This is a genomic window from Streptomyces sp. NPDC088733 (assembly GCF_044751185.1).
Taxonomy (GTDB): Bacteria; Actinomycetota; Actinomycetes; order Streptomycetales; family Streptomycetaceae; genus Actinacidiphila.
Window position 1 is genome coordinate 272,366 of record NZ_JBIVLH010000010.1, and the last position, 19,072, is coordinate 291,437.

Consider the following 19,072-nt stretch of genomic DNA (forward strand, 5'->3'; position numbering starts at 1 on the left):
CCTGGTCGGCTTCGGCGGGCTTGCCGCGTTCGGCTTGGGCCGTGTCGGCTGCGCGGGTGGTCTCGGCCTGCTCGGCCGGGGGGTTGTCGGCGTCGACGGGCTTTGCCCGAGCGGCTTGGGCCCTGGCTGTGCCGTGTTCGGCCTGAGCTTTGTCGGGTCCGCCGGTGGCCTCGGCCTGCTCGGCGTCGGCCTCTACTGCTGAGGGGGGCTCTGCCCGCTCGCCCTCGGTGCCGGCATGTTCCGGCGTGTGCTCGGGCTCGGCGGGCTTGCGGTGGTCGGCCTGGTCGGCGGCGGTCCCGGGCTGTTCGGCTGCGGCGTCGGCGGCCGGGGCCTCCTGCGCCGCGGCGGGCTTTGCCCGTGCGGCTGGTTCGGCTTCGCCGGTGGTCTCGGCCTCCTCTGCTGAGGCGGGCTCTGCCCGCTCGCCCTCGGCGGGCCCCGCGTTGGGCTTGCCGCGGTCGGCCGGCTCGGCGTCGGGGTCGCGCCGCTGGGCCGCGGCGTCGGCGGCCCCGGGCGCCTGCGCTTCGCCGGATTCCGCGGGGGCCTCGGTGCGGGTCGGGCCCGGGTCGGGGGCGGCGGCGTCGGGGACGCCTGCTGTGTCCGCGGGCACGTCCTTGTCCGTGTCCGGCGGCTGTTGAGAGCGCGTGAAGAGCGACAACCCGAAGGTCCTTCCGTGCGAGGCCCCGCTGACGGCGTGGCGGGCCGGAGTGCTGGACCGCCGCTTCTACGGTGCTGTACGCCCTCACGGGGCGCCAGGTTCAACGCCGCGGCGGGTTTTGCCTCCCCATTGCCACGCGCGGACCCATGATGTCCGCGACGGCGGTCACCCGGCGTCCGCCGCGCTCAGCGGTAGTCCTCCGGGTGGCCCTGCATCCAGTGGTTGATCCGGTCGCGGGTCCCGACCAGCAGCGCCTGGTGCTTCTTCAGGTTCTCGAACGTGACGTCGCCGTGCAGGGCGTCGCTCAGCTCCGCGGTCCACGCGAGCGGTTCGCGGAAGTGGTCGCGGCCCTGGGGGTCGGCCTTCATCGCGGCGTCGAGGCCGTCGAGTTCGTCGTGCACGCGGGTCAGGAAGTACTCGCACTCGCCCGGCGTCGTGCAGCCGCTGTGGTAGGTCGCCTGCAACGTGGCGAAGGCGTCGCGCACCATCTCCACGGGCTGGGTGGTGGGCTCCTCGGAGTCCGTGGGCGCGGGCGCGCTCGCGGACGTGGACGCGGACGCGGCGGCCTTCGGGGCGGGCGTGCCCGACCGGGCCTCGTCCGGTCCTGCGGAGCAGGAGAGCAGGAGCGCCGCGGTCGTCGCGGTGAGCAGGGCGGCGCCGAGGGGCCGCCGGATACGTGTCGTGATCACGGAGTCGATGACTCCCGAGCGCCCTCCGCGGTTGCGTTCGTACGCGAACGCCCGTCCTCCGCCGCCGTACGCGCACGGCGACCTCGCCGCCCGGAGGGGTTCACGGGCGCCGTCGCCCCGGACCGGCGCGCACTTTTCCGTCTGCCGGCCCGCCTCCGGAGGGGGTTGAGTGGTGGGGCGGCGGCGGGCGCACCCGCCCGCCGCACCGCACGCGATCCTGAAAGGCGTCCTCGCCCATGACCTTCCGTGAGCTTCACTTCGCGGGCGACCTGCCCCTCCTCCTCCCCGACGCCTGGGACGTCGCCTCGGCGCTCGCGTTCGCCGAGGCCGGGTTCCCCGCGGTGGGCACGACCAGCTTCGGGGTCGCCGCCGCCGCGGGGCACGCCGACGGGGGCCGGGCCACGAAGGACGCGACGCTCGCGCTCGTCCGCGCCCTCGCTCCGCTGCCCGTCCACGTCACCGCGGACATCGAGGACGGCTACGCCGAGGAGGTCGCGGCCGCCGCCACCGCGCTCGGCGCGCTCGGCGTGGCCGGTGTGAACCTCGAGGACAGCACGGCCGGCCGGCTGATCGCCCCGGAGGCGCACGCCCGCAAGGTCCGTGCGGTGAAGCGGCACGCACCGGAACTCTTCGTCAACGCCCGCGTGGACACGTACTGGCTGGGCCAGGAGGCCGGCCTCACCGAGACGCTGCGTCGCGCGGCGGCGTACGTCGAGGCGGGCGCGGACGGCGTCTTCGCGCCCGGCGCGACCGGTCCCGAGGAACTGCGGCGGCTGGCCGCGGAGATCCCGGTGCCGGTCAACGTCCTGGTCGTGCCCGGTCTCTCCCTCGCCGACCTGGGCGCCCTGGGCATCCGCCGGGTCAGCACCGGTTCCCTGCCGTACCGCGCCGCTATCGACGCGGCGGTCGGCACGGCGACCGCCGTCCGCGACGGCGGCCCGCTCCCCCCGGCGACGCCGTACCCGCGGATGCAGCAACGGCTCCTGCGGTACGAGGAATCCGCCCGCTGACCGCGATGCGTGGGCCGGACGGGTGAAGCCGGGTCCGGGAACGCAACCGGGGCTTCCCCGGCGGCAGTCGTGTACGGCAAGTCCGGTCGATTCCGTCCGGGATCCGAGGGGAAACACCATGAGCCTTCTCGACACTCCGCTGCGGTCGCACGACACCGTCCCCGCTCTCTCCGCCGTCGACGCCCGCTGGGTCGACTTGCACGCCGCCCTCATCGCGGCGGGCGTCCCCCCGCTGCCGGGCGACAGTTCCGCCGTCCGCGCGCTCGCCCGGAGTCTCGACGACGCCACGGTCGGCGCCGTCGTCGCCTGGATCGACAGCGCCGCCGCCACGCGGCAGGGCGGCATGCGGAGCTGCGGGTCCCGGTAGCCGGCTCCGCGACGGCGGCCGCGTAGAGTCGCCGCCGTGGACGCGACGTTGCCCGGCTTCGACGTGGCCGCCGCCCTGCGCGGAGGCATCACCGGCCGGCAGCAGGCGTGGCGGTTCGCCCGCGACTTCGCCGCCGCGTGGACGGACCGCCCGCTGCTGCCGGAGGACGGCGTCCCCGGCGCGGAACTGCACGCCGCCGAACACGAACTCGGCTTTGTGCTCCCGGCCGCCCTGCGCGAGGGGTACGCGCTGTTCGGGAGACGCGCGGACCTCACGTGCGGACAGGACCCGCTGCTCCCGCCGGGTGGGCTGTTCGTCGACGACGGCGTGCTGATCTTCCGCGTCGAGAACCAGGGCTGCGCGTTCTGGGGCATCCCCCTCGACCAGGCGGAGCGCGACGATCCCCCCGTGGTCGTGGACTCGGACGGCCGATGGCTCCCGTTCCTGGACCTGATGTCACAGGCCTGGGTCGAACTCCTCCTCAGCGAGACGCTGTTCGTCCACGACTCCCGGTACGACGCGTGCGAGCTCCCGCCGGATCTCCTCGCGGAGTTCCACGGCCGCTACGAGCGGGTCGACCTGCCCGACCACCCGATGTGGGTGGGCCCCGACGACTCGCCCCTGCGCTGGTACGCGGCCCCCGGGCTGCTGCTGCGCCGCGACGGCGTGCAGGACCACGCCTGGGTGCACGCCGGGGGCCGGACGCCCGCCGACCTCGACGCGGTCCGCGCCGCCCTGCCCGCCCGCTGGGTCGTGGGCTGACACCGGTGCGGCCGCTCTGTGACGAGGGTGTTACCGGAACTGTGGCCTCCACCACGGTCGGGGCGGCGCCCGTCCTGATGGGCTGAGCCGATGCGTACCCTTCGCCTCACTCCCCTGACCGTGCCCGCCGTGCTCGCGGGCGTCCTGGCCCTTGCGGCGTGCGACACCGAGGGGGCCGGCGCCCCGCGGGCCGGGGGGCCGTCGTGCGGACCCGAGACGGCCGCCGCCGGCGGGACGGACCCGGCCGGGGGCGAGGGGACGGGCGACGTCGACATCGTCGGCTCGGACGTCGCGTCGCCGGCCTGCGCCCCGGCGATCCGGATCACCAGCCACGAGCGGCAGCCGTTCACCTACACCGTCACCCTCAGCTTCCTCTCCGACTCCGGGGCGGCGATGATGAACACCGAGCAGACCGTTCCGGCGGTCGGTCCCGGGCGGACGGTGCGGCGGCCGGTGGATCTCGCCGCCGCCGATGCCACCGATGCCGCCGGGGCGAACTCGGGACCGGGTGCCGGCACGCTCCAGCACATCCGGGTCCTCAAGGTCCGCAGCGTTCCGGCCGACGAGGCGCCCGTGCCGTCCGGCCCCTGCCCGCCCTCCGGGGTGCGCGTCACCGCCGACCGGGGCGACGCGGCCATGGGGCTGCGCGTCGTGGGCCTCCACCTGGAGAACTGCTCCGCCGCGCCCTACCACCTCGACGGGTATCCGCAGCTCCAGCTCCTCGACGAGGGCCACCGGCCCGTCACCGGTATCAAGATCCGCCACGGCGGCTCCGGCTCCGTCGGCCCGGAGTTCGACGCCCCGCCCCGGCCCCTGTCCCTCCAGCCGGGCGAGACCGCCTCCTCCGGTCTGACCTGGCGCAACACCGTCACCTACGGCACGCCCGTCGACGCCCCCTACGTACGGGTCCGCGCCAGGCCCGGCGCGGACCCCGTGATGGTGACGCCGGAGCTCGACCTCGGCACGACCGGGAAGCTCGGCGTGAGCGCCTGGCACAAGTCCGAGGCGGACACGGCACGTTGAGCACCGGGCCCGGCCGGGCCGTCACGGGGTGCACAGCGACTGGAGCCGGACGACGGCGCCGTCCGCGTCGAAACCGAGGTCGTAGCCCGGCCAGTTGCGCGGGTTCAACGACCGGGCCTCCAGCCGCTTGACGAACTCGGCCGCAGAGCAGGAGGCGGGGATGGAGTCGTCCCCCAGCGGGACGGACAGCGGGACGGACAGCGGGACGCGGCAGTCCGGAACCGGCGCGACGGTCGGCGGGTTCTCAGGCAGTCGCATGCCGCGGCCCGCGCCCCTCCGCACGATCGGCAAAGCGGCGCCCATGGTGCTGGCCGGGCCTGCCGGTATGAAGCCGCCCAGGGCCGACCACCGGCCGTGACGGCCGCGCCGGTACGGCGAAGGCCCCGGCCGGTCCGGGGACTCGGTCGGGGCCTTGCGGTGCGCGGGGCTCAGTTCGGCGCGGGCTCCCCGCCGATCGCGCAGGCCTGGCAGGGCGGCCGCCCGCAGGTGCACTGGGTGATCGCCGCCAGCACACCGTGATCGTGGTAGAGGCATTCGTCCCGGCAGGTGTGGCGGGGGATGAAGCCGGCCTGGATCTCGCCGGGCCACGGCTCGTGGCCCTCGCGGCAGCGGGCGAACCGCTCCGGGTCGGTGGCGTGCAGCTCGCGCATCGCGGTGCGGGCCTCCTGCTCGAGCTCGCGCACCCGCGTCACCAGGGTCTTGAGCTCGGCGGCGATGCCGGCGTAGTGGTCGGCCCCGGTCCGTACATGGGCCGCCCGCAGCGCCATCGCGGCGTTGCCGAGGAAGCGGCCGGCGTCCTGGAGGTCGGTCACGTGGTGCAGCTGAATGCCCGTCACGCCCCGGACCCATACGGCGTCCATCGTCACGTCTCCACCTTTCCGGCGTTCATCGGTGATCCGCACGCCGTAGTCACCGCGTTTCTCGGGAAAGGCGGCCGGATATCGACGCTAAATGCGAGGGCGGAACCCGTCCAGGAAAAGCTCAGTGAATCGCCTCACAAGGCTGCGAAGCGCAGGTTCCGCGGCTCCCGGTGCCGGGGTCCGCGGAATGTGCGGGGGTGGTCACGCGGAGCCACGGCCGGTCGTCGAGAACAGGGCCGAAAGTCCCGGAAAACAGCGGCAAAGGGCGTCGCAGAATCCTCATGCGTCACCTTGACAACGGTGTTGCCGTGGCGTCTCCTGGAATGAGGGATCGTTCCCCGGCGGGCGTCGTGGAAATGGGCGCGCACGCCGAGGTCGGCCGAAGTGCGCCGTTTCGCGGAGGCAACTGCATGGCGACCTATGAATACGTTTGCGACCACTGCGGTCCTTTCGAGGTGAGGCTCGCGATCGGCACCGCGCCCGACGGGCACGGCTGCCCCGCGTGCGCGGGCCCGGCGCGGCGGGTCTTCTCCGCGCCCTCGCTCGCCGCGACGCCGCCGTCGTCCCGTTCCCTGAGGGAACGGGAGGAGCGGTCCCGCGAAGCCCCGGACGTCGTGTCCGCCGTGCCGTCCCGCCCGCGCCGCCGGCCGGAGCCGGCCCCGCATCCCGCGCTCTCGCGGCTGCCCCGCCCCTGACGGGGGCGGTTCCCGTCCTCACGCGTACCTGGGAGGTGCGTCCCCGTGTCGAACGTGGGACTGCTCTTCGTCGGTGCGGTCCTGTTCATGAACGGCCTGCTGCTCCTGGGAAAAGCCGACCCCAGGTCCGCGGGGGTGTTCAACCTCTTCATCGGCGCACTGCAGGTCCTCACCCCGACCTATCTCATCTTCACGGCCGGCAATGACCCGGACAAGATTCTCTCGGCGTCCGGCATCTATCTGTTCGGATTCACCTACCTCTACGTGGGCATCGTCCTGCTCACCGGCATGGACAACATCTGCGTCGGCCATTACTCGCTGTTCGTCGCGGTGGTGGCCCTGGGGTACTCGTTCGCCAATTTCCACCTTCTGAAGGACTACCCCTTCGGGGTGATCTGGCTGTACTGGTCATTCCTGTGGGGCCTGTTCTTCCTGCTGTTCGCTCTCCGGCGGACGGAACTCACCTCCTATGTGGGCTGGGTGACGGCCATCGAGGGCTGGATCACCGGAGTGATCCCCGCGGCGCTGCTGCTGTCCGGCTACTGGAAGCACACCACGGAGATCGCCATCGCCCTGGGCGCGTTCGCCGTCGTGGTGTTCGGCGCGCTGTGGCCGCTCACCCGGAAATCGCGGCAGGCCGGCCGGATCGCCCGCGAGGCGTCCTGACCGGTCCTGTCCGGGTCCTGACCGGCCTGTCCGGCCTGTCAGACCTCGATCAAGCAGAAAGACGAGGAGGGGCAGTCATGCCCGACGTAGTTTTCAGCGTCGACCAGACCAAGTCGATGCGGGAGCAGGCCACGCCAGGACACAACAGGTGGCACCCCGACATCCCGAACGTCGCCATGGTGAAGCCCGGGTCCGAGTTCCGGATGGAGTGCCGCGACTGGACCGACTGCCAGATCGGCAACAACGACTCCGCCAACGACGTCCGCGACATCGACCTGACCATCCCGCACATGCTCAGCGGCCCGATCGGCGTCGAGGGCGCGGAACCCGGCGACCTGCTCGTCGTCGACATCCTCGACCTCGGTCCCGTACCGCAGCAGACCGGCGACGCGGCCGGTCAGGGCTGGGGCTACACCGGGATCTTCGCCAAGGTCAACGGCGGCGGCTTCCTGACCGACTACTTCCCGGACGCCTACAAGGCCGTGTGGGACTTCCACGGGCAGCAGGCGGTCTCCCGGCACCTGCCCGGCATCCGCTTCACCGGCATCACCCACCCCGGGCTGTTCGGCACCGCGCCCTCCGCCGACCTGCTCGCCCGGTGGAACGCCCGCGAGAAGGCGCTGATCGAGACCGACCCGCAGCGCGTCCCGCCGCTCGCCAATCCCCCGGACGCCGCCAACGCCCTCGGCGGCACGGCCACCGGCAGCCTCGCCGCACGCATCGCGGCGGAAGGCGCCCGCACGGTGCCGGCCCGCGAGAACGGCGGCAACCACGACATCAAGAACTTCACGCGCGGCTCGCGGGTCTTCTACCCCGTGCACGTGAAGGACGCCAAGCTCTCCGGCGGCGACCTGCACTTCAGCCAGGGCGACGGGGAGATCACCTTCTGCGGCGCCATCGAGATGGGCGGCTTCATCGACTTCCACGTCGACCTGATCAAGGGCGGCATGGAGACGTACGGGATCTCCACCAACCCCGTCTTCATGCCCGGCAATGTCGAGCCGCGCTACTCGGACTTCCTGACCTTCATCGGGATCTCCGTCGACCAGGACACCGACACCAACTACTACCTCGACGCGACGATGGCGTACCGCCGTGCCTGCCTCAACGCCGTCGAGTACCTCAAGCGCTTCGGCTACAGCGGCGAGCAGGCCTACCTCCTGCTCGGCTCCGCCCCCATCGAGGGACGCATCAGCGGCATCGTCGACATCCCCAACGCGTGCTGCTCCCTGTACCTGCCGACCGCCATGTTCGACTTCGACGTCCGTCCGTCCGCCTCGGGCCCCGTGCGCGTCGACCGCGGCCGGGCGGCGCTGACGAGCACCTGACCCCCGTCACCCCCGCCACCCTTGCCGCACCGGCGGCCCACCGCCCCGGGGGCGTGGGCCGTCGGTGTTAACGCTGCGCGCGTCCGCCGGTGCCTGCCGCCGGATCGGCCTTGCCGGGCCGAGGATTCGGCGTGGTCGAGACGTTCGCCGGGGCCCGGCGGCGGTGAGCAGTGAGGGGCCGAGGATGGACAGCGCAGGACAGCCGCAGCGCAGGACGCTGCTCGCCGGCGGCCTCGTGGCCGCCGCGGGCGCGCTCACCGCGTGCTCGTCGAGCAGCAGCATCGCGCCGAGCGCGATGACGTCGTCTCCGGGCGGCCGGTCCCGGCCGGCCGGCCCGTCGGAGGCCTTCCGGCGGCTGATGGACGGCAATGAGCGCTGGGTGAACGGGAACCTCCAGCACCCCGACCGTGATCCCAGCCGGCGGCAGTTCGTCGCCATGAAGCAGGAACCCTTCGGCTCCGTCCTGTCCTGCATCGACTCCCGTGTGCCGCCCGAGCTGCTCTTCGACACCGGCCTCGGCGACCTGTTCGTGATGCGGACCGGCGGGCAGGCGGTCGGCCCCGTGGTCACCGGCTCCGTGGAGTACGGGCCGATGACCGGCGGGACCCCGCTGGTCGTCGTCCTCGGCCATCAGCGGTGCGGTGCGATCGAGGCGGCGTACAAGGCGATGCACGAGGGGACGTCGCTGCCCGGCAACCTGGAGGCGATCTCCCGGGCCCTGCGTCCCGCGTACGAGCAGACGGTCAAGGAGGGCGGTTCCGATCCGGTCGAGGCGATGACCCGCGCCCAGATCAAGATCACCGCGGATGGCCTGCGGACCAATCGCGACCTGGCGCCCCTGGTGAAGAAGGGCTCCCTCGCCGTGGTCGGCGCGTACTACTCGCTCGACACCGGGAAGGTGCAGGTCCTCACCGGCGCGCCGTCCTGACCGCGGCCGGTGCGGGCGTCAACCGCCCCGCGGGAAGGCCGTCTCCAGGGCCTTGGTGACGGTGGCGAGCGTGCCGTTCGAGGGGGCGCGCATGCAGACGGAGACCGACACCTCGAAGGGCTTGCTGTAGGGGGCCGAGCGGCCGTGGCCCCAGCCGGCGGCCCCCGTAGTGCCCCTCAGTACGCGGCAGCCCTTCCCGGCGGGGGCGGCGCCTCCCATCCGGAGCGGCGTCGTGTCGCTCGTCCCGCCCGTCCCGTCGTACCGGAAGAGCATCAGGACGCCGCCCTCGTCCAGTGACGCCAAGGGCGCGCAGTCGGCGAGCACTTGGTCGGCGGAGCCGCCGCACGCGGCGGGCGCCGGCGCGGTCAGGGGCTGCGAGGAGACGTAACCGACCTGGTTCCCCTTCGGGTCGGTGACGTCCAGCGCCTGCCAGCCGCGCGGCACCCGAAGCGTCAGGCCGGCCAGCGCGGGCAGGCGGACGGCCGTGAGTCCGGGGTCACGGGTCGCCGAGGCGGAGACCGTGGGCGCCGAGGACGCCGGAGGGGGCGGTCCCGCGGGTGTCGCACGGTCCGTCGCGGCCTGCGGCGACCCCGGTCCCGGCAGGACGACGGCCAGGGCCGCGGCGGCGGCCAGTGAGGCGGCCGTCCCGATCGCCGCGCCGCGCTGCCGCCGGCGCCGCCGGATGCGCAGCCGGACGCGGACCAGCCGGTCGGCGGGCGTGGCCGGCTGCGGCACCGTCTCCCTCAGGAGGAGCCGTACGGCCCGCTCCGCCTCGCTCCACCGCTCGTCGTCGGCCGTGGTCCGCATCCGCCTCACTCCTCTCCGCCGCTCGCAAGTGCCCACGCTCGCCTCAACCGGGCGGAGCCCCCTTTCGGTTGCCCGTGGGCTCCGCGGAGCACCTCGGGAGCGTTCATGCCGGTGTGCGCTGTGATGTGCGCCACATCGGCGGCGGAGGCTACGCCCTGCCCGGCGGTCCACCCGGTTCAGAGAGCGACGGGGCTGACCACCCCCGCTCCGAGCGTCTCCGAACGAAGTGATGGAACGACATGGCTCTCATGCTCAGGACCCGCGGCGTCTGGCCGACGGTGGCCGCGGCCGCCGCGCTGGCGCTGTCCGGGTGCTCCCAGGGCGATGGCGACCCCGCCGCCGCCTCCGCCTCCGCGGGAGCGGCGTCCGCCGCCACCACGCCGGCCGCCGCGTCGACGGCCCCTGCCGGCGGCCAGTTGGAGATCCCCGCGGACGCGGACGAGGACACCAAGCGGTCGTACATCGCGCAGAACGCCACCGCCGCCTGCATGCGCGCCAAGGGATTCACCTACACCCCGCACGTGACGGACTACGGGGCCGACGCCCTCAGCGCCGTCGACGGCCAGGACTACGCACTGGCGAAGACGTTCCGCGAGAAGTACGGCTTCGGCATCTACGCCGGAGCCGTCTACCGGGACGACCCGAACGTGTGGGGCAGCAAGGCGTACAACGACAAGCAGGAGACCAGCCCGGACGAGGCCTACCTGAACGCGCTCACCCCCACGCAGCGGAAGGCCTACGACCAGGCGATGGGCGGCGCGCGTATGGCCTCGGGCGGCAAGAAGGAGATGAGCCCGGGGTGCGTCAAGGACGCATACCTCAAGGCGTACGGGCCCGACAAGTCCCAGGCCGAGATCGACCGGCAGACCGCCGCCGACCAGGAGCAGGACCGGCAGGCGCACCAGGCCCTCGACGGCGACCCGCACCTGGTGGCGCTGGCGCAGAAGTTCGCGGGCTGCCTGCGCGGCGAGGGCATCCCGGTCACCACGACGCAGCCGACCTCCATCGGGGACATGGTGAAGTTCTCGGTGAGCGCCCAGATGCCGATGGACGGCGTGCTCAGCCTGGACAAGGGCACCGCCCTCACCAGGCTCACCCGTGAGATCGACCTCGCCAAGAAGGACCTGGCCTGCGGCAAGGACTTCCGGGCCGCGTACTTCCCCGCGCTCGCCCGGCACCCCCTCTCCGGGGTCACCGGATGAGCCCCTTCCGCGGGGGCCAGGCGAACCGCGGCAGGACCGTGGCGCTGATCGTCGGGGTGGTGACGCTCGTGGGTGCGGGCGGCTGGTTCGCGGGTTCGCAGATGCAGTCGCCCGCCGACGCGGCCGCCGCGCACCAGGCGCCGAAGGCCGGTCCGGTCACCGTCGCCGTGGTGCGGCAGAAGCTGACCGCCAGTGTGGTGACCCAGGGCAGCGTGGAGTTCGGCGCGCCGCACGCGATCTCGCTCTCCGGGCCGGTCGGTTCCCCCGACGCCTCCGGGGACGCGGCCGCCACGGCACAGCTGGTCACCAAGCTGCCGACGGAGGGCGCCACGCTGCGCGAGGGCAGTGTGCTGATGCAGGTCAGCGGCCGTCCGGTGTTCGTGCTGCGCGGCCCGGTGCCGATGTACCGCACTCTGGGCCCGGGCATGTCGGGCGACGACGTACGCCAGTTGCAGAGCGCCCTGCGCAGGCTCGGCCACGACCCGGGGGCCGTCAGCGGCAACTACCGGCAGGGCACGGCGACGGCGGTGAACCACTGGTACGAGAGCAAGGGGTACACACCGCTGGAGCCCGGGGCGGCCGACGCGTCGCGGCTCGGCGACCTTCAGGCGGCGGTGTCGCAGGCGCAACTGGCCCTGCTGTCCGCGCAGAACGGCGGCGACACCGGGTCCGGGCCCGGGTCCGACGACGCGACCCGCGCCCTGGAACTGCACGCCGCGCAGCAGCAGTTGAACCAGGCGAACGCGGCGCTCAGCGCCTTCACCGCCGGCTACGGCACGAAGGTGCCGGCGGGCGAGGTCGTCTTCCTGCCGGACCTGCCGGTACGGGTCGACAAGGTCAAGGCGCGTCTCGGGGCCGCCCCGGACGGTGAGGTCGCCACCGTGACCAGCGCCGATGTGGTCGTGCAGGCGGTCGTGCCGGGAACGGACGGGGCCGCGCTGCGCAAGGGCATGGCGGCGCGGATCGAGACGGGCGACGGCACGCGCGTGAACGGGGTCGTGTCCCGCGTCGGCGGCTCCGTCGACCCGGTCGACGACACGGAGAAGGGCGCCGGCGGCGAGGCGGACGCGGGCAGCGGTGACGGAACCGCCCCCGGCGATCCGTCCGCCCCGGTCCCGGTGGTGGTCTCGGTGCCCGATCCCGGACCGCTGCGGAACCAGTCGGGCCTCTCGGCGAAGGTGACCGTCGACGTGGGGGCCTCCAAGGGGGCCGTGCTGGTCGTGCCCCTGGCCGCGGTCCGCACGTCCGCCGACGGGCAGGCCAGGGTCGGGGTGCTGCGGGCCGGCAAGGTCGTCGATGTGCGCGTGACCGTGGGGCTGTCCGCGGCCGGGCTGGTCGCGGTGACGGCCGACGGGGGCTCGCTGGACGAGGGCGACCAGGTGGTGGTCGGCACGTGAGGCGAAAGCCCGCAGCAACGGACGCAACGGATGTACCGGACGCACCGGACGCGGACACCGTGATCCGGCTGGACGCGCTCAGCCGGGTCTTCGACTCCGAGCCGCCCGTGCACGCCCTGCGCGAGGTGGAACTGACGGTCCGCCGCGGTGAGCATCTGTCGATCGTCGGCCCCTCGGGGTCGGGGAAGTCCACGCTGCTGAACGCCCTGGGGCTGCTGGACCGGCCGACGTCGGGGAGCTACTGGCTCGACGGCGTCCTCACCAACGGACTCGGCGACCGCGAGCGGACCGCGCTGCGCGGCAGCCGCATCGGTTTCGTTTTCCAGTCCTTCCACCTGCTGCCGTACCGGACGGTGGACGAGAACGTCATGCTCGCCGAGACCTACCGGGCGCCCCGGCCGGGCCGTGAGCGCCGCACCCGGGCCGACCGCGCCCGGCGGGCCCTCACGCGGGTCGGCCTCGGGCACCGCACCGGCTTCCTGCCCGGGAGGCTGTCCGGCGGCGAACGGCAGCGGGTGGCCATCGCCCGCGCCCTGATGGGCGAGCCCGCCCTGCTGCTCTGCGACGAGCCGACGGGCAACCTCGACAGCGAGAACACCGAGTCGGTGCTGGAGCTCTTCGCCGAACTCCAGGCGCAGGGCATGACGCTGCTGGTGATCACGCACGACGAGTCCGTGAGCCGGCGCGCCGGGCGGCGGGTGCGGATCCACGACGGCCGGCTGAGTCAGGAGGGCGCATGACGACCGGCACCGGAACGGGCACCGCGGAGAAATGCTCCCGCGGCCGCCGCCGCGCGCGCCGCGCGGAGCGCCCCTGGATCGACCCGCGGGACCTGTGGTCGGAGTCACTGGCCGGTGTGCTCGCCCGCCCCGTCCGCTCCGCCCTCACCACGCTGGGCACGGTGCTCGGCATCGGCACGCTGGTGATCACCATCGGCGTGGCGTCGACGGCGGCGAACCAGATCGTCGGCCGCTTCGACGCCCTCACCGCCACCTCGGTGTCCGTCGTCGTACCCGCTCCGCCGCCGGGCTCGACCGACCCCGCGTTGGTCGGCTGGCAGGGCGTCGACGCGGTGGAGCGCCTCGCCGGAGTGGAGTCGGCCGCCGCCCTGTCGGACTCCCAGGACACCGCGAACGTCCAGGTACGGGCGAACGACGTGGTCGCCCCGGGCGAACTGAGCGGGCAGACCCTCGCCGTGGTCGCCGCCGGCCCGTCGCTGCCCGCGGCGGTGCGCGGCACGATGGCCACCGGCCGGTTCTACGACGCGGGGGACGTCGCGCGCCACGAGCGGGTGGCGGTCCTGGGCGACCAGGCGGCCCGGCTGCTCGGCATCGGCGACGTCCGGCACGCCCCCGCGGTCTTCTTCGAGGGTCAGTCGTTCACGGTGATCGGCGTCCTCGGCGGCTTCCGCCGCGAGCAGCGCCTGTCCACCTCGGTGATCCTGCCGCCCACCACGGCGGCCGACCGCATGGGCCTGAAGGACGTGACCCGCGTCCTGGTGAACACCTCGCTCGGCGCGGCCCGGCAGGTCGCCCGGCAGGCGCCGATCGCCCTCGCGCCCGGTCACGAGGACGCCCTCACCGTGGTCGCCCCGCCCGATCTGTCGAAGGCCCGCAAGGGTGTGCAGGGCGATGTCGACGGCCTGTTCCTGGTGCTCGGGCTGGTCTCGCTGGTCGTCGGCGCCATCGGTATCGCCAACGTGACCCTGGTCACGGTGATGGAACGCGTCGGCGAGATCGGCCTGCGCCGCGCCCTGGGGGCCTCCCGGCGTCAGGTGGCCGGGCAGTTCCTGGCGGAGTCGACCACCATCGGGCTGCTCGGCGGTGTCGTCGGGGCCGCCCTGGGCGTGGTCGTCGTGGTCGTCGTGGCGGCCGTGAAGCACTGGACCCCGGTGCTGGACCTGCGCCTCGCCCTCGGCGCCCCGGTCGCCGGCGCCCTGGTCGGTCTCCTGGCGGGCCTCTACCCGTCGCTGCGGGCGGCCCGGATGGAGCCCGTGGACGCCCTGCGCGCGCCCTCCTGACCGGGCCCCGGCTGCGACGCAGTCCCGTCGCTCACAGCCGGTCGGTGAAGCCGAGCAGCGCCGACGCCTCCTCCAGGGGGTCGGGGGCGGTCTCGGCCTCAGGGGCGGTCCGGCAGGTGAAACCGAGACGGGTCATGGCCCGGGTCACCTCCGCGGCCGTGAAGTCGCGGCGGTCCTGCCGGGTGATGATCTCGCCCACCTGCTTCACGGGGTACTGCCGGCGGCCGATGATCACGGACTCGCCCGTGACGGGTTCGGGCTTGACGCCCTTCATCGACGCCAGCACGCCGTTCTTGGTCAGTTCGAACGGGAAACGGGCGATGACGCAGCGCATGGTGCCTCTCAGGGGGAGGGAACGGGTCCGGGCGGAAGGGGGAAATGCCCGCGGCGGCGAACCGCACGGAGAACCGCAGGAGAATCGCCGCAAGCGGCCCGAAAGGCGGCGGAGGCGGCCGGCGCGTTCCCCGGGAGAAAGCGGTGCGGGCGGCGCGTGACAAATCCCGGCGGCGTACGGACGCGACGCCGGGGGAGAAATCCTTCGTACGGCGGGTCTGCCGGGCCGGTGAATTGCCGCTGCCGCGCCCCGACAGGCAACACGCCGGGGCCCGCACCCCTCGGTGCGGGCCCCGGCGGCGGACTGCTGCGCGGTGATCAGGCCGGAACGATGTTCTCGGCCGTCGGGCCCTTCTGGCCCTGCGCGATGTCGAAGCTCACCTTCTGGCCTTCCAGCAGCTCGCGGAAACCCTGGGCGGAGATGTTCGAGTAGTGGGCGAACACGTCCGGCCCGCCGCCGTCCTGCTCGATGAACCCGAAGCCCTTTTCCGCGTTGAACCACTTGACGGTGCCAGTAGTCATGTGACCGATCTCCTTCGGGCGGTGCCCGGAATCCGCACTGTGCGGACCCCACGTCGCTGTGATGATGACCCCGCCCGGGAAATGACCGAAATGCACGGCACTTCCACCGGCGTGGAGACCGGTGAAGGCACCGGAAGTTCTCGGGTATCACAACGGCAACTGCATTCGACGGTAGCACGGAGCGACCGGTCGTGCGCGTTGGGTGATTGCGCGCCGCCTGCCGGTGCGGAAACCCCGGATCGATTTCTCGTTCCGCGGCGGCGGACATGTGCGGCCGGCGGGACCCGCCGATGCCGTTGCACCAGGCCGTCGGGGACGGCCGGCGCGGAGGTGGGACGCCATCCGGACGTCTGTGCCCCGTCAGGGTGCGGGTCCGAGCCTATGCACCGGGCGCCCCCACCACGCATACTGGCGGCAATGACGAAGAGATCCGCGCCCCCGCGCCACCTGCCCACGAGTCCCTTCAAGGCGCCTGCCGAACCCGTCCTCAAGCACTTCGCCGTGGGGGACCGCGTCTCCCACGACCAGCACGGCCTCGGAAAGGTCATGGCCGAGGAAGCCGCGGGCGGTGCACTGCTCGTCGACTTCGGTTCCCAGCTGACCCGCATCGTCAGCCCCTACCAGGGCATGCACAAGCTCTGACCACGCGACCCCTCTCCGGTGGCCCCGAGTGCCGTGGGGCCACCTTTTCGCATGCCCCGCGGCGCCGCGCCCGGCGGTGAAACATTTCCGGGACCCCACCGCATCAATGAGGTGACAGCGGAGCCGGAGACACAGGGGCGGGCGATGGGGCAAGGGCGGGACGACGACTACGCGCAGTTCGCCGAGGCGCGCGCGGGGCACCTCTACCGTTCCGCCTGTCTGCTCACCGGCGGGGACACCCATCTCGCCGAGGACCTGGTCCAGGAGACGCTCGGCCGCCTGTACGCCGGCTGGCGACGGGTCTCCCGCGTCGGCAACCCGGCCGGGTACGCCCAGACCACCCTCACCCGCGTCTTCCTCACGCATCAGCGGCGTCGCAGCAGCAAGGAACGGGCCACGGACGTCCTTCCCGACCTCCCCGACGCGGGGGGCGCCCACCCGGACCCGCTGCTGCGGATGACGCTGGTCGAGGCCCTCGGTCAACTGCCCCCCAAGGACCGGGCCGTGGTCTTCCTGCGGTACTGGGAGGACCGCAGCATCGAGGAGACCGCCGACGTGATGGACGCCAGCTCGGCCGCGGTGCGCACGCGCTGTGTCCGCGCCCTGGCCCGTCTTCGTGTGCTGCTCGGTGACGGCATCGGCGAGTACGCCTCACCCTGACCGGCCCCGCATCTCCCGCTTCACGTCCCGACATCCCCGACATTCCGACACCCGTGCAGAAACGGCGGTTTTGCCATGCCTGTTGAAGACCCCCAGGAACCCGGCGACCACTTCGAGGAGCGGCTCGGCGCGGCCCTCTTCACTGCCAGTGGCGCCTTCGAGACCGATCGGAGCGCCCTGACCGCGGCCGGCAGGGCGCGCGGCCGCACGCTGCTGCGGCGGCGCAGGGCCGCCGTCGCGGCCGGTGTGGCGGCGGTCGCCGTCGTCGGCGTGGGCGGGTCACTGCTCGTGCCCACGGCCGGTGATGCGCACGGACAGGCGACCGTGGCCGCCCAGCGGACGGTCCCCTCCCCGCCCTCGGAGAACGACGGCGACATCTCCGCCGCCGACCTGGTCCGCACCCTCAAGGGACTGCTCCCCGCGGGGGAGGTCCGCGACGAGCAGGGGCGGGGCGTGAAGTCGCCGCTCATGCCGTACGCCCAGGTCGTGTACGACGACGGCAAGGGCGGCGGCGAGGTCTCCGTCGGGCTGAACCGCGTCGCCCCGGGAAGCGAGCGCCCCTCCTGCCCGGACCGGCTGCAGGTCCCGTACGACCTGTGCACCACCACGGAACTGGCCGACGGCTCCACGCTCATGCTCTACAAGGGGTACGAGTACCCGGACCGCCGGAAGGACACCAAGCTCTGGCAGGTCGACCTCGTCACCGCACAGGGGCAGCACATCAGCGCGATGGAGTGGAACGCCGAGGCCGAGAAGGGCGCACCGGTCACCCGGCCCGAACCGCCCCTGACCCTGGCCCAGCTGCAGAAGATCGCCACCGCCCCGGCCTGGCGCAAGGCCGTCGACGCCATTCCGCGGCCGCCCAAGCCCTCGCGGACCCCCGTCGCCCCGCCCGCGGAGGCGGACGGCGCCGCGGTCAGGCGCACCCTGATCTCCCTGGTGCCCAAGGGGATCAAGGTGGTCGAGAAGGGCAGCCCGCAGGACGGGTTCGCGGACCTCGTGCTCGACGACGGGAAGGGGAGGAGCCTCGTCCAGATCAACGTGCAGTCGAACATGTCCGACGTCGAGGACGAGCTCTTCGGTGCCGGCGCCGAGACCCTGCCCGACGGCACGAAGGTCGTGACGCATCAGGGACCCGGCGAGAAGGGCGGCTCGGGGGTCGTCATGTGGACCGTCGACACGATCAGGCCCGACGGCCGGCGGGTGGTGATCAGCGCCTTCAACTCCGAGCGCCAGTCCTCCGCCGCCACCCGGGCCACCCCGGCGCTCACGATCAAGCAGCTCAAGGCGATCGCCACCAGCCCCCTGTGGAACGAGTTCAGCTGAACACCTGAGGGCGCGACCGCGGCCGCGGCGGCCGTTCCGGCGGGAATCCGGAACGGCCGCTCGCCGGCACTCAGTCCCGGGCGGCGGCCGCCCGCTCCCGTGCGGCGTCCGTGCCCCAGCTCGCAATCAGGCCCAGTGCCTCCCGCGACGCGGAGCCGGGCTCGGCGTGATAGGTCGACAGCGACTGCTCCTGATCGTCCGGCAACGCGAACGACTCGTAGCGCAGGGTGAGTTCACCCGCCAGCGGATGCAGCAGCCGCATGCTGCCGTGCGACTTCCGTTTGACGTCGTGGGCCGCCCACAGCCTCCGGAAGTCCTCGCTCCTCAGGGAGAGCTCCCCGATCAGCCCCGCGAGCAGCGGATCGTCCGCGTGCAGGCCGGCGTCGAGTCTCAGCTGCCCGACCACGTCCGAGGCCTTGGACTCCCAGTCGGCGAAGAGCCGCCTGGCCGCCGGGTCGAGGAAGGTGATCCGGGCCCAGTTCCGCTCCTGCGGGTCCCGCGCCGCCCAGTCGCCGAAGAGGGCGGACGCCGTGCCGTTCCAGGCCAGCACGTCGGTGCGGCGGCCCCAGACGTACGCGGGGACGCCCTCCAGCGCCGCCAGCAGCTGCACCAGCGCGGGCCGCACCTGCTGGCGCCGGGCCGCGGGCCGCTGGTTGCGGTGCCTGGGTTTGGCGAGGTGCAGCAGATGGTCGTGCTCCGCGTCGGAGAGCCGCAGCGCACGGGAGATCGCGTCCAGCACCTCCACCGAGACATTGTGGCCGTTGCCCTGTTCCAGGCGCGTGTAGTACGCCACGGAGACACCCGCGAGCTGTGCCAGCTCCTCCCGCCGCAGGCCCGGCACCCGGCGCCGGCCGTACTCGGCGAGCCCCACGTCGGCCGGCTTCAGCCGGGCCCTGCGGGTGCGCAGGAACTCGTTGAGCTCCGCCCGCGGGTCGAGCCGCGACTCCCCGCCGCCGTGCGCGTACCCGGCGGCCGGCGCGGCTGCCGGGTCGGTACGGGGTTCCGGGCGGGTGGCCATGCCCCCCAGTATCGCGCCGGCGCCAGGGCGGAGCCTGTCCCTGCCGGTGGTAGGCACACGAGACGTAGGCGGAGCGGGGATCTGGGTAAGCCCGCACGTCCGGAGCAGCCTGAACGCGTTCCCGGGGAAACCGCCCGGGGCCACCGGGCCGGGCACCGGAGG

The 19,072-nt window shown here is 73.3% G+C and carries 22 protein-coding genes and 1 pseudogene; 15 read left to right on the plus strand and 8 right to left on the minus strand.

Features of this window, described 5'->3' with window-relative positions:
* Together ACIP64_RS20900 and ACIP64_RS20905 are read right to left on the minus strand one after the other, a co-directional pair.
* Positions 1-607, minus strand: a pseudogene (locus tag ACIP64_RS20900) (hypothetical protein); the annotation flags it as partial.
* 233 nt (positions 608-840) lie between these two features.
* Entirely contained in the window at positions 841-1,344 is a 504-nt protein-coding gene (locus ACIP64_RS20905) for a hypothetical protein (RefSeq protein ID WP_401588737.1), read from the minus strand.
* 236 nt (positions 1,345-1,580) lie between these two features.
* On the opposite strand from ACIP64_RS20905, the gene ACIP64_RS20910 reads away from it, so the two are divergent.
* The 4 genes from ACIP64_RS20910 (at position 1,581) to ACIP64_RS20925 (ending at position 4,506) form a co-directional block, all read left to right on the plus strand.
* Positions 1,581-2,354, plus strand: coding sequence for an isocitrate lyase/phosphoenolpyruvate mutase family protein (locus ACIP64_RS20910; RefSeq protein WP_401588740.1), 774 nt, complete (start codon positions 1,581-1,583; stop codon positions 2,352-2,354).
* Between the two features lie 118 nt (positions 2,355-2,472).
* Entirely contained in the window at positions 2,473-2,721 is a 249-nt protein-coding gene (locus ACIP64_RS20915) for a hypothetical protein (RefSeq protein WP_401588743.1), read from the plus strand.
* Between the two features lie 36 nt (positions 2,722-2,757).
* Complete coding sequence (locus ACIP64_RS20920; protein ID WP_401588745.1) at positions 2,758-3,483, plus strand: SMI1/KNR4 family protein; 726 nt, start codon at positions 2,758-2,760, stop codon at positions 3,481-3,483.
* A 90-nt stretch (positions 3,484-3,573) separates the two neighbouring features.
* Positions 3,574-4,506 carry a DUF4232 domain-containing protein gene (locus ACIP64_RS20925; RefSeq protein ID WP_401588747.1) on the plus strand — a complete coding sequence of 311 codons (933 nt, stop codon included), beginning with the start codon at positions 3,574-3,576 and terminating at the stop codon, positions 4,504-4,506.
* Positions 4,507-4,527: 21 nt separating this feature from the next.
* Here the strand turns inward: ACIP64_RS20925 and ACIP64_RS20930 are convergent, their stop codons facing one another.
* Both ACIP64_RS20930 and ACIP64_RS20935 read right to left on the minus strand, forming a co-directional pair.
* Complete coding sequence (locus ACIP64_RS20930) at positions 4,528-4,764, minus strand: hypothetical protein (RefSeq protein ID WP_401588750.1); 237 nt, start codon at positions 4,762-4,764, stop codon at positions 4,528-4,530.
* A gap of 170 nt (positions 4,765-4,934) precedes the next feature.
* Positions 4,935-5,366 carry a hypothetical protein gene (locus ACIP64_RS20935; protein WP_360905149.1) on the minus strand — a complete coding sequence of 144 codons (432 nt, stop codon included), beginning with the start codon at positions 5,364-5,366 and terminating at the stop codon, positions 4,935-4,937.
* A 410-nt stretch (positions 5,367-5,776) separates the two neighbouring features.
* On the opposite strand from ACIP64_RS20935, the gene ACIP64_RS20940 reads away from it, so the two are divergent.
* From ACIP64_RS20940 to ACIP64_RS20955, 4 genes are all read left to right on the plus strand, one after another.
* Positions 5,777-6,061, plus strand: a complete 285-nt coding sequence (locus ACIP64_RS20940; RefSeq protein ID WP_401588753.1) for an FmdB family zinc ribbon protein — start codon at positions 5,777-5,779, stop codon at positions 6,059-6,061.
* 45 nt (positions 6,062-6,106) lie between these two features.
* Positions 6,107-6,727 (plus strand): AmiS/UreI family transporter, encoded by a 621-nt coding sequence (locus tag ACIP64_RS20945; protein WP_401588756.1) that lies wholly within the window; start codon positions 6,107-6,109, stop codon positions 6,725-6,727.
* A gap of 77 nt (positions 6,728-6,804) precedes the next feature.
* On the plus strand, positions 6,805-8,055 hold the full coding sequence (gene fmdA / locus ACIP64_RS20950) for a formamidase (RefSeq protein ID WP_401588759.1): 1,251 nt from the start codon (positions 6,805-6,807) through the stop codon (positions 8,053-8,055).
* Between the two features lie 184 nt (positions 8,056-8,239).
* On the plus strand, positions 8,240-8,983 hold the full coding sequence (locus ACIP64_RS20955) for a carbonic anhydrase (protein WP_401588762.1): 744 nt from the start codon (positions 8,240-8,242) through the stop codon (positions 8,981-8,983).
* 18 nt (positions 8,984-9,001) lie between these two features.
* Here the strand turns inward: ACIP64_RS20955 and ACIP64_RS20960 are convergent, their stop codons facing one another.
* On the minus strand, positions 9,002-9,790 hold the full coding sequence (locus tag ACIP64_RS20960; protein ID WP_401588764.1) for a hypothetical protein: 789 nt from the start codon (positions 9,788-9,790) through the stop codon (positions 9,002-9,004).
* A gap of 239 nt (positions 9,791-10,029) precedes the next feature.
* Here ACIP64_RS20960 and ACIP64_RS20965 point away from each other — a divergent pair, with 239 nt between their 5' ends.
* From ACIP64_RS20965 to ACIP64_RS20980, 4 genes are read left to right on the plus strand one after another with little or no spacing between them, the layout of a single operon-like run.
* Positions 10,030-10,992 carry a hypothetical protein gene (locus tag ACIP64_RS20965; protein WP_401588767.1) on the plus strand — a complete coding sequence of 321 codons (963 nt, stop codon included), beginning with the start codon at positions 10,030-10,032 and terminating at the stop codon, positions 10,990-10,992.
* The gene (locus ACIP64_RS20970) at positions 10,989-12,389 is read left to right on the plus strand and encodes a peptidoglycan-binding protein (protein ID WP_401588770.1); all 1,401 of its coding nucleotides are present in this window, start codon (positions 10,989-10,991) and stop codon (positions 12,387-12,389) included. The genes ACIP64_RS20965 and ACIP64_RS20970 overlap by 4 nt, the downstream gene beginning before the upstream one ends.
* Positions 12,386-13,129: an ABC transporter ATP-binding protein gene (locus tag ACIP64_RS20975; protein WP_401588773.1), complete on the plus strand. Its 744-nt coding sequence runs from the start codon at positions 12,386-12,388 to the stop codon at positions 13,127-13,129. Before ACIP64_RS20970 ends, ACIP64_RS20975 begins: the two co-directional genes overlap by 4 nt.
* Positions 13,126-14,409 (plus strand): ABC transporter permease, encoded by a 1,284-nt coding sequence (locus ACIP64_RS20980; protein ID WP_401588775.1) that lies wholly within the window; start codon positions 13,126-13,128, stop codon positions 14,407-14,409. Before ACIP64_RS20975 ends, ACIP64_RS20980 begins: the two co-directional genes overlap by 4 nt.
* Positions 14,410-14,440: 31 nt before the next feature.
* On the opposite strand, the gene ACIP64_RS20985 is transcribed toward ACIP64_RS20980, so the two are convergent.
* Positions 14,441-14,743 carry an SCO5918 family protein gene (locus ACIP64_RS20985; RefSeq protein ID WP_401588778.1) on the minus strand — a complete coding sequence of 101 codons (303 nt, stop codon included), beginning with the start codon at positions 14,741-14,743 and terminating at the stop codon, positions 14,441-14,443.
* Between the two features lie 317 nt (positions 14,744-15,060).
* A complete protein-coding gene (locus ACIP64_RS20990; protein ID WP_360905096.1) occupies positions 15,061-15,264 on the minus strand; it encodes a cold-shock protein in 204 nt (67 codons plus the stop codon).
* Positions 15,265-15,681: 417 nt separating this feature from the next.
* On the opposite strand from ACIP64_RS20990, the gene ACIP64_RS20995 reads away from it, so the two are divergent.
* From ACIP64_RS20995 to ACIP64_RS21005, 3 genes are all read left to right on the plus strand, one after another.
* Positions 15,682-15,906: a hypothetical protein gene (locus ACIP64_RS20995; RefSeq protein ID WP_401588781.1), complete on the plus strand. Its 225-nt coding sequence runs from the start codon at positions 15,682-15,684 to the stop codon at positions 15,904-15,906.
* A gap of 144 nt (positions 15,907-16,050) precedes the next feature.
* Positions 16,051-16,566, plus strand: a complete 516-nt coding sequence (locus ACIP64_RS21000; protein ID WP_401588784.1) for a SigE family RNA polymerase sigma factor — start codon at positions 16,051-16,053, stop codon at positions 16,564-16,566.
* Between the two features lie 75 nt (positions 16,567-16,641).
* Positions 16,642-17,892, plus strand: a complete 1,251-nt coding sequence (locus ACIP64_RS21005; protein ID WP_401588787.1) for a hypothetical protein — start codon at positions 16,642-16,644, stop codon at positions 17,890-17,892.
* Between the two features lie 70 nt (positions 17,893-17,962).
* Here ACIP64_RS21005 and ACIP64_RS21010 read toward each other — a convergent pair whose 3' ends face one another.
* Positions 17,963-18,910, minus strand: a complete 948-nt coding sequence (locus tag ACIP64_RS21010; protein WP_401588790.1) for a helix-turn-helix domain-containing protein — start codon at positions 18,908-18,910, stop codon at positions 17,963-17,965.
* Positions 18,911-19,072: the final 162 nt, after the last annotated feature.

Bases quoted from the DNA above. Each gene is read 5' to 3' on its own strand.
- ACIP64_RS20980 (WP_401588775.1), top strand. From the start codon at position 13,126: ATGACGACCGGCACCGGAACGGGCACCGCGGAGAAATGCTCCCGCGGC.
- ACIP64_RS20960 (WP_401588764.1), bottom strand. From the start codon at position 9,790: ATGCGGACCACGGCCGACGACGAGCGGTGGAGCGAGGCGGAGCGGGCC.
- ACIP64_RS20940 (WP_401588753.1), top strand. From the start codon at position 5,777: ATGGCGACCTATGAATACGTTTGCGACCACTGCGGTCCTTTCGAGGTG.
- ACIP64_RS20985 (WP_401588778.1), bottom strand. From the start codon at position 14,743: ATGCGCTGCGTCATCGCCCGTTTCCCGTTCGAACTGACCAAGAACGGC.
- ACIP64_RS20990 (WP_360905096.1), bottom strand. From the start codon at position 15,264: ATGACTACTGGCACCGTCAAGTGGTTCAACGCGGAAAAGGGCTTCGGG.
- ACIP64_RS20995 (WP_401588781.1), top strand. From the start codon at position 15,682: ATGACGAAGAGATCCGCGCCCCCGCGCCACCTGCCCACGAGTCCCTTC.
- ACIP64_RS21000 (WP_401588784.1), top strand. From the start codon at position 16,051: ATGGGGCAAGGGCGGGACGACGACTACGCGCAGTTCGCCGAGGCGCGC.
- ACIP64_RS20915 (WP_401588743.1), top strand. From the start codon at position 2,473: ATGAGCCTTCTCGACACTCCGCTGCGGTCGCACGACACCGTCCCCGCT.
- ACIP64_RS20910 (WP_401588740.1), top strand. From the start codon at position 1,581: ATGACCTTCCGTGAGCTTCACTTCGCGGGCGACCTGCCCCTCCTCCTC.
- fmdA (WP_401588759.1), top strand. From the start codon at position 6,805: ATGCCCGACGTAGTTTTCAGCGTCGACCAGACCAAGTCGATGCGGGAG.
- ACIP64_RS21005 (WP_401588787.1), top strand. From the start codon at position 16,642: ATGCCTGTTGAAGACCCCCAGGAACCCGGCGACCACTTCGAGGAGCGG.
- ACIP64_RS20965 (WP_401588767.1), top strand. From the start codon at position 10,030: ATGGCTCTCATGCTCAGGACCCGCGGCGTCTGGCCGACGGTGGCCGCG.
- ACIP64_RS20955 (WP_401588762.1), top strand. From the start codon at position 8,240: ATGGACAGCGCAGGACAGCCGCAGCGCAGGACGCTGCTCGCCGGCGGC.
- ACIP64_RS20935 (WP_360905149.1), bottom strand. From the start codon at position 5,366: ATGGACGCCGTATGGGTCCGGGGCGTGACGGGCATTCAGCTGCACCAC.
- ACIP64_RS20925 (WP_401588747.1), top strand. From the start codon at position 3,574: ATGCGTACCCTTCGCCTCACTCCCCTGACCGTGCCCGCCGTGCTCGCG.
- ACIP64_RS20970 (WP_401588770.1), top strand. From the start codon at position 10,989: ATGAGCCCCTTCCGCGGGGGCCAGGCGAACCGCGGCAGGACCGTGGCG.
- ACIP64_RS21010 (WP_401588790.1), bottom strand. From the start codon at position 18,910: ATGGCCACCCGCCCGGAACCCCGTACCGACCCGGCAGCCGCGCCGGCC.
- ACIP64_RS20930 (WP_401588750.1), bottom strand. From the start codon at position 4,764: ATGCGACTGCCTGAGAACCCGCCGACCGTCGCGCCGGTTCCGGACTGC.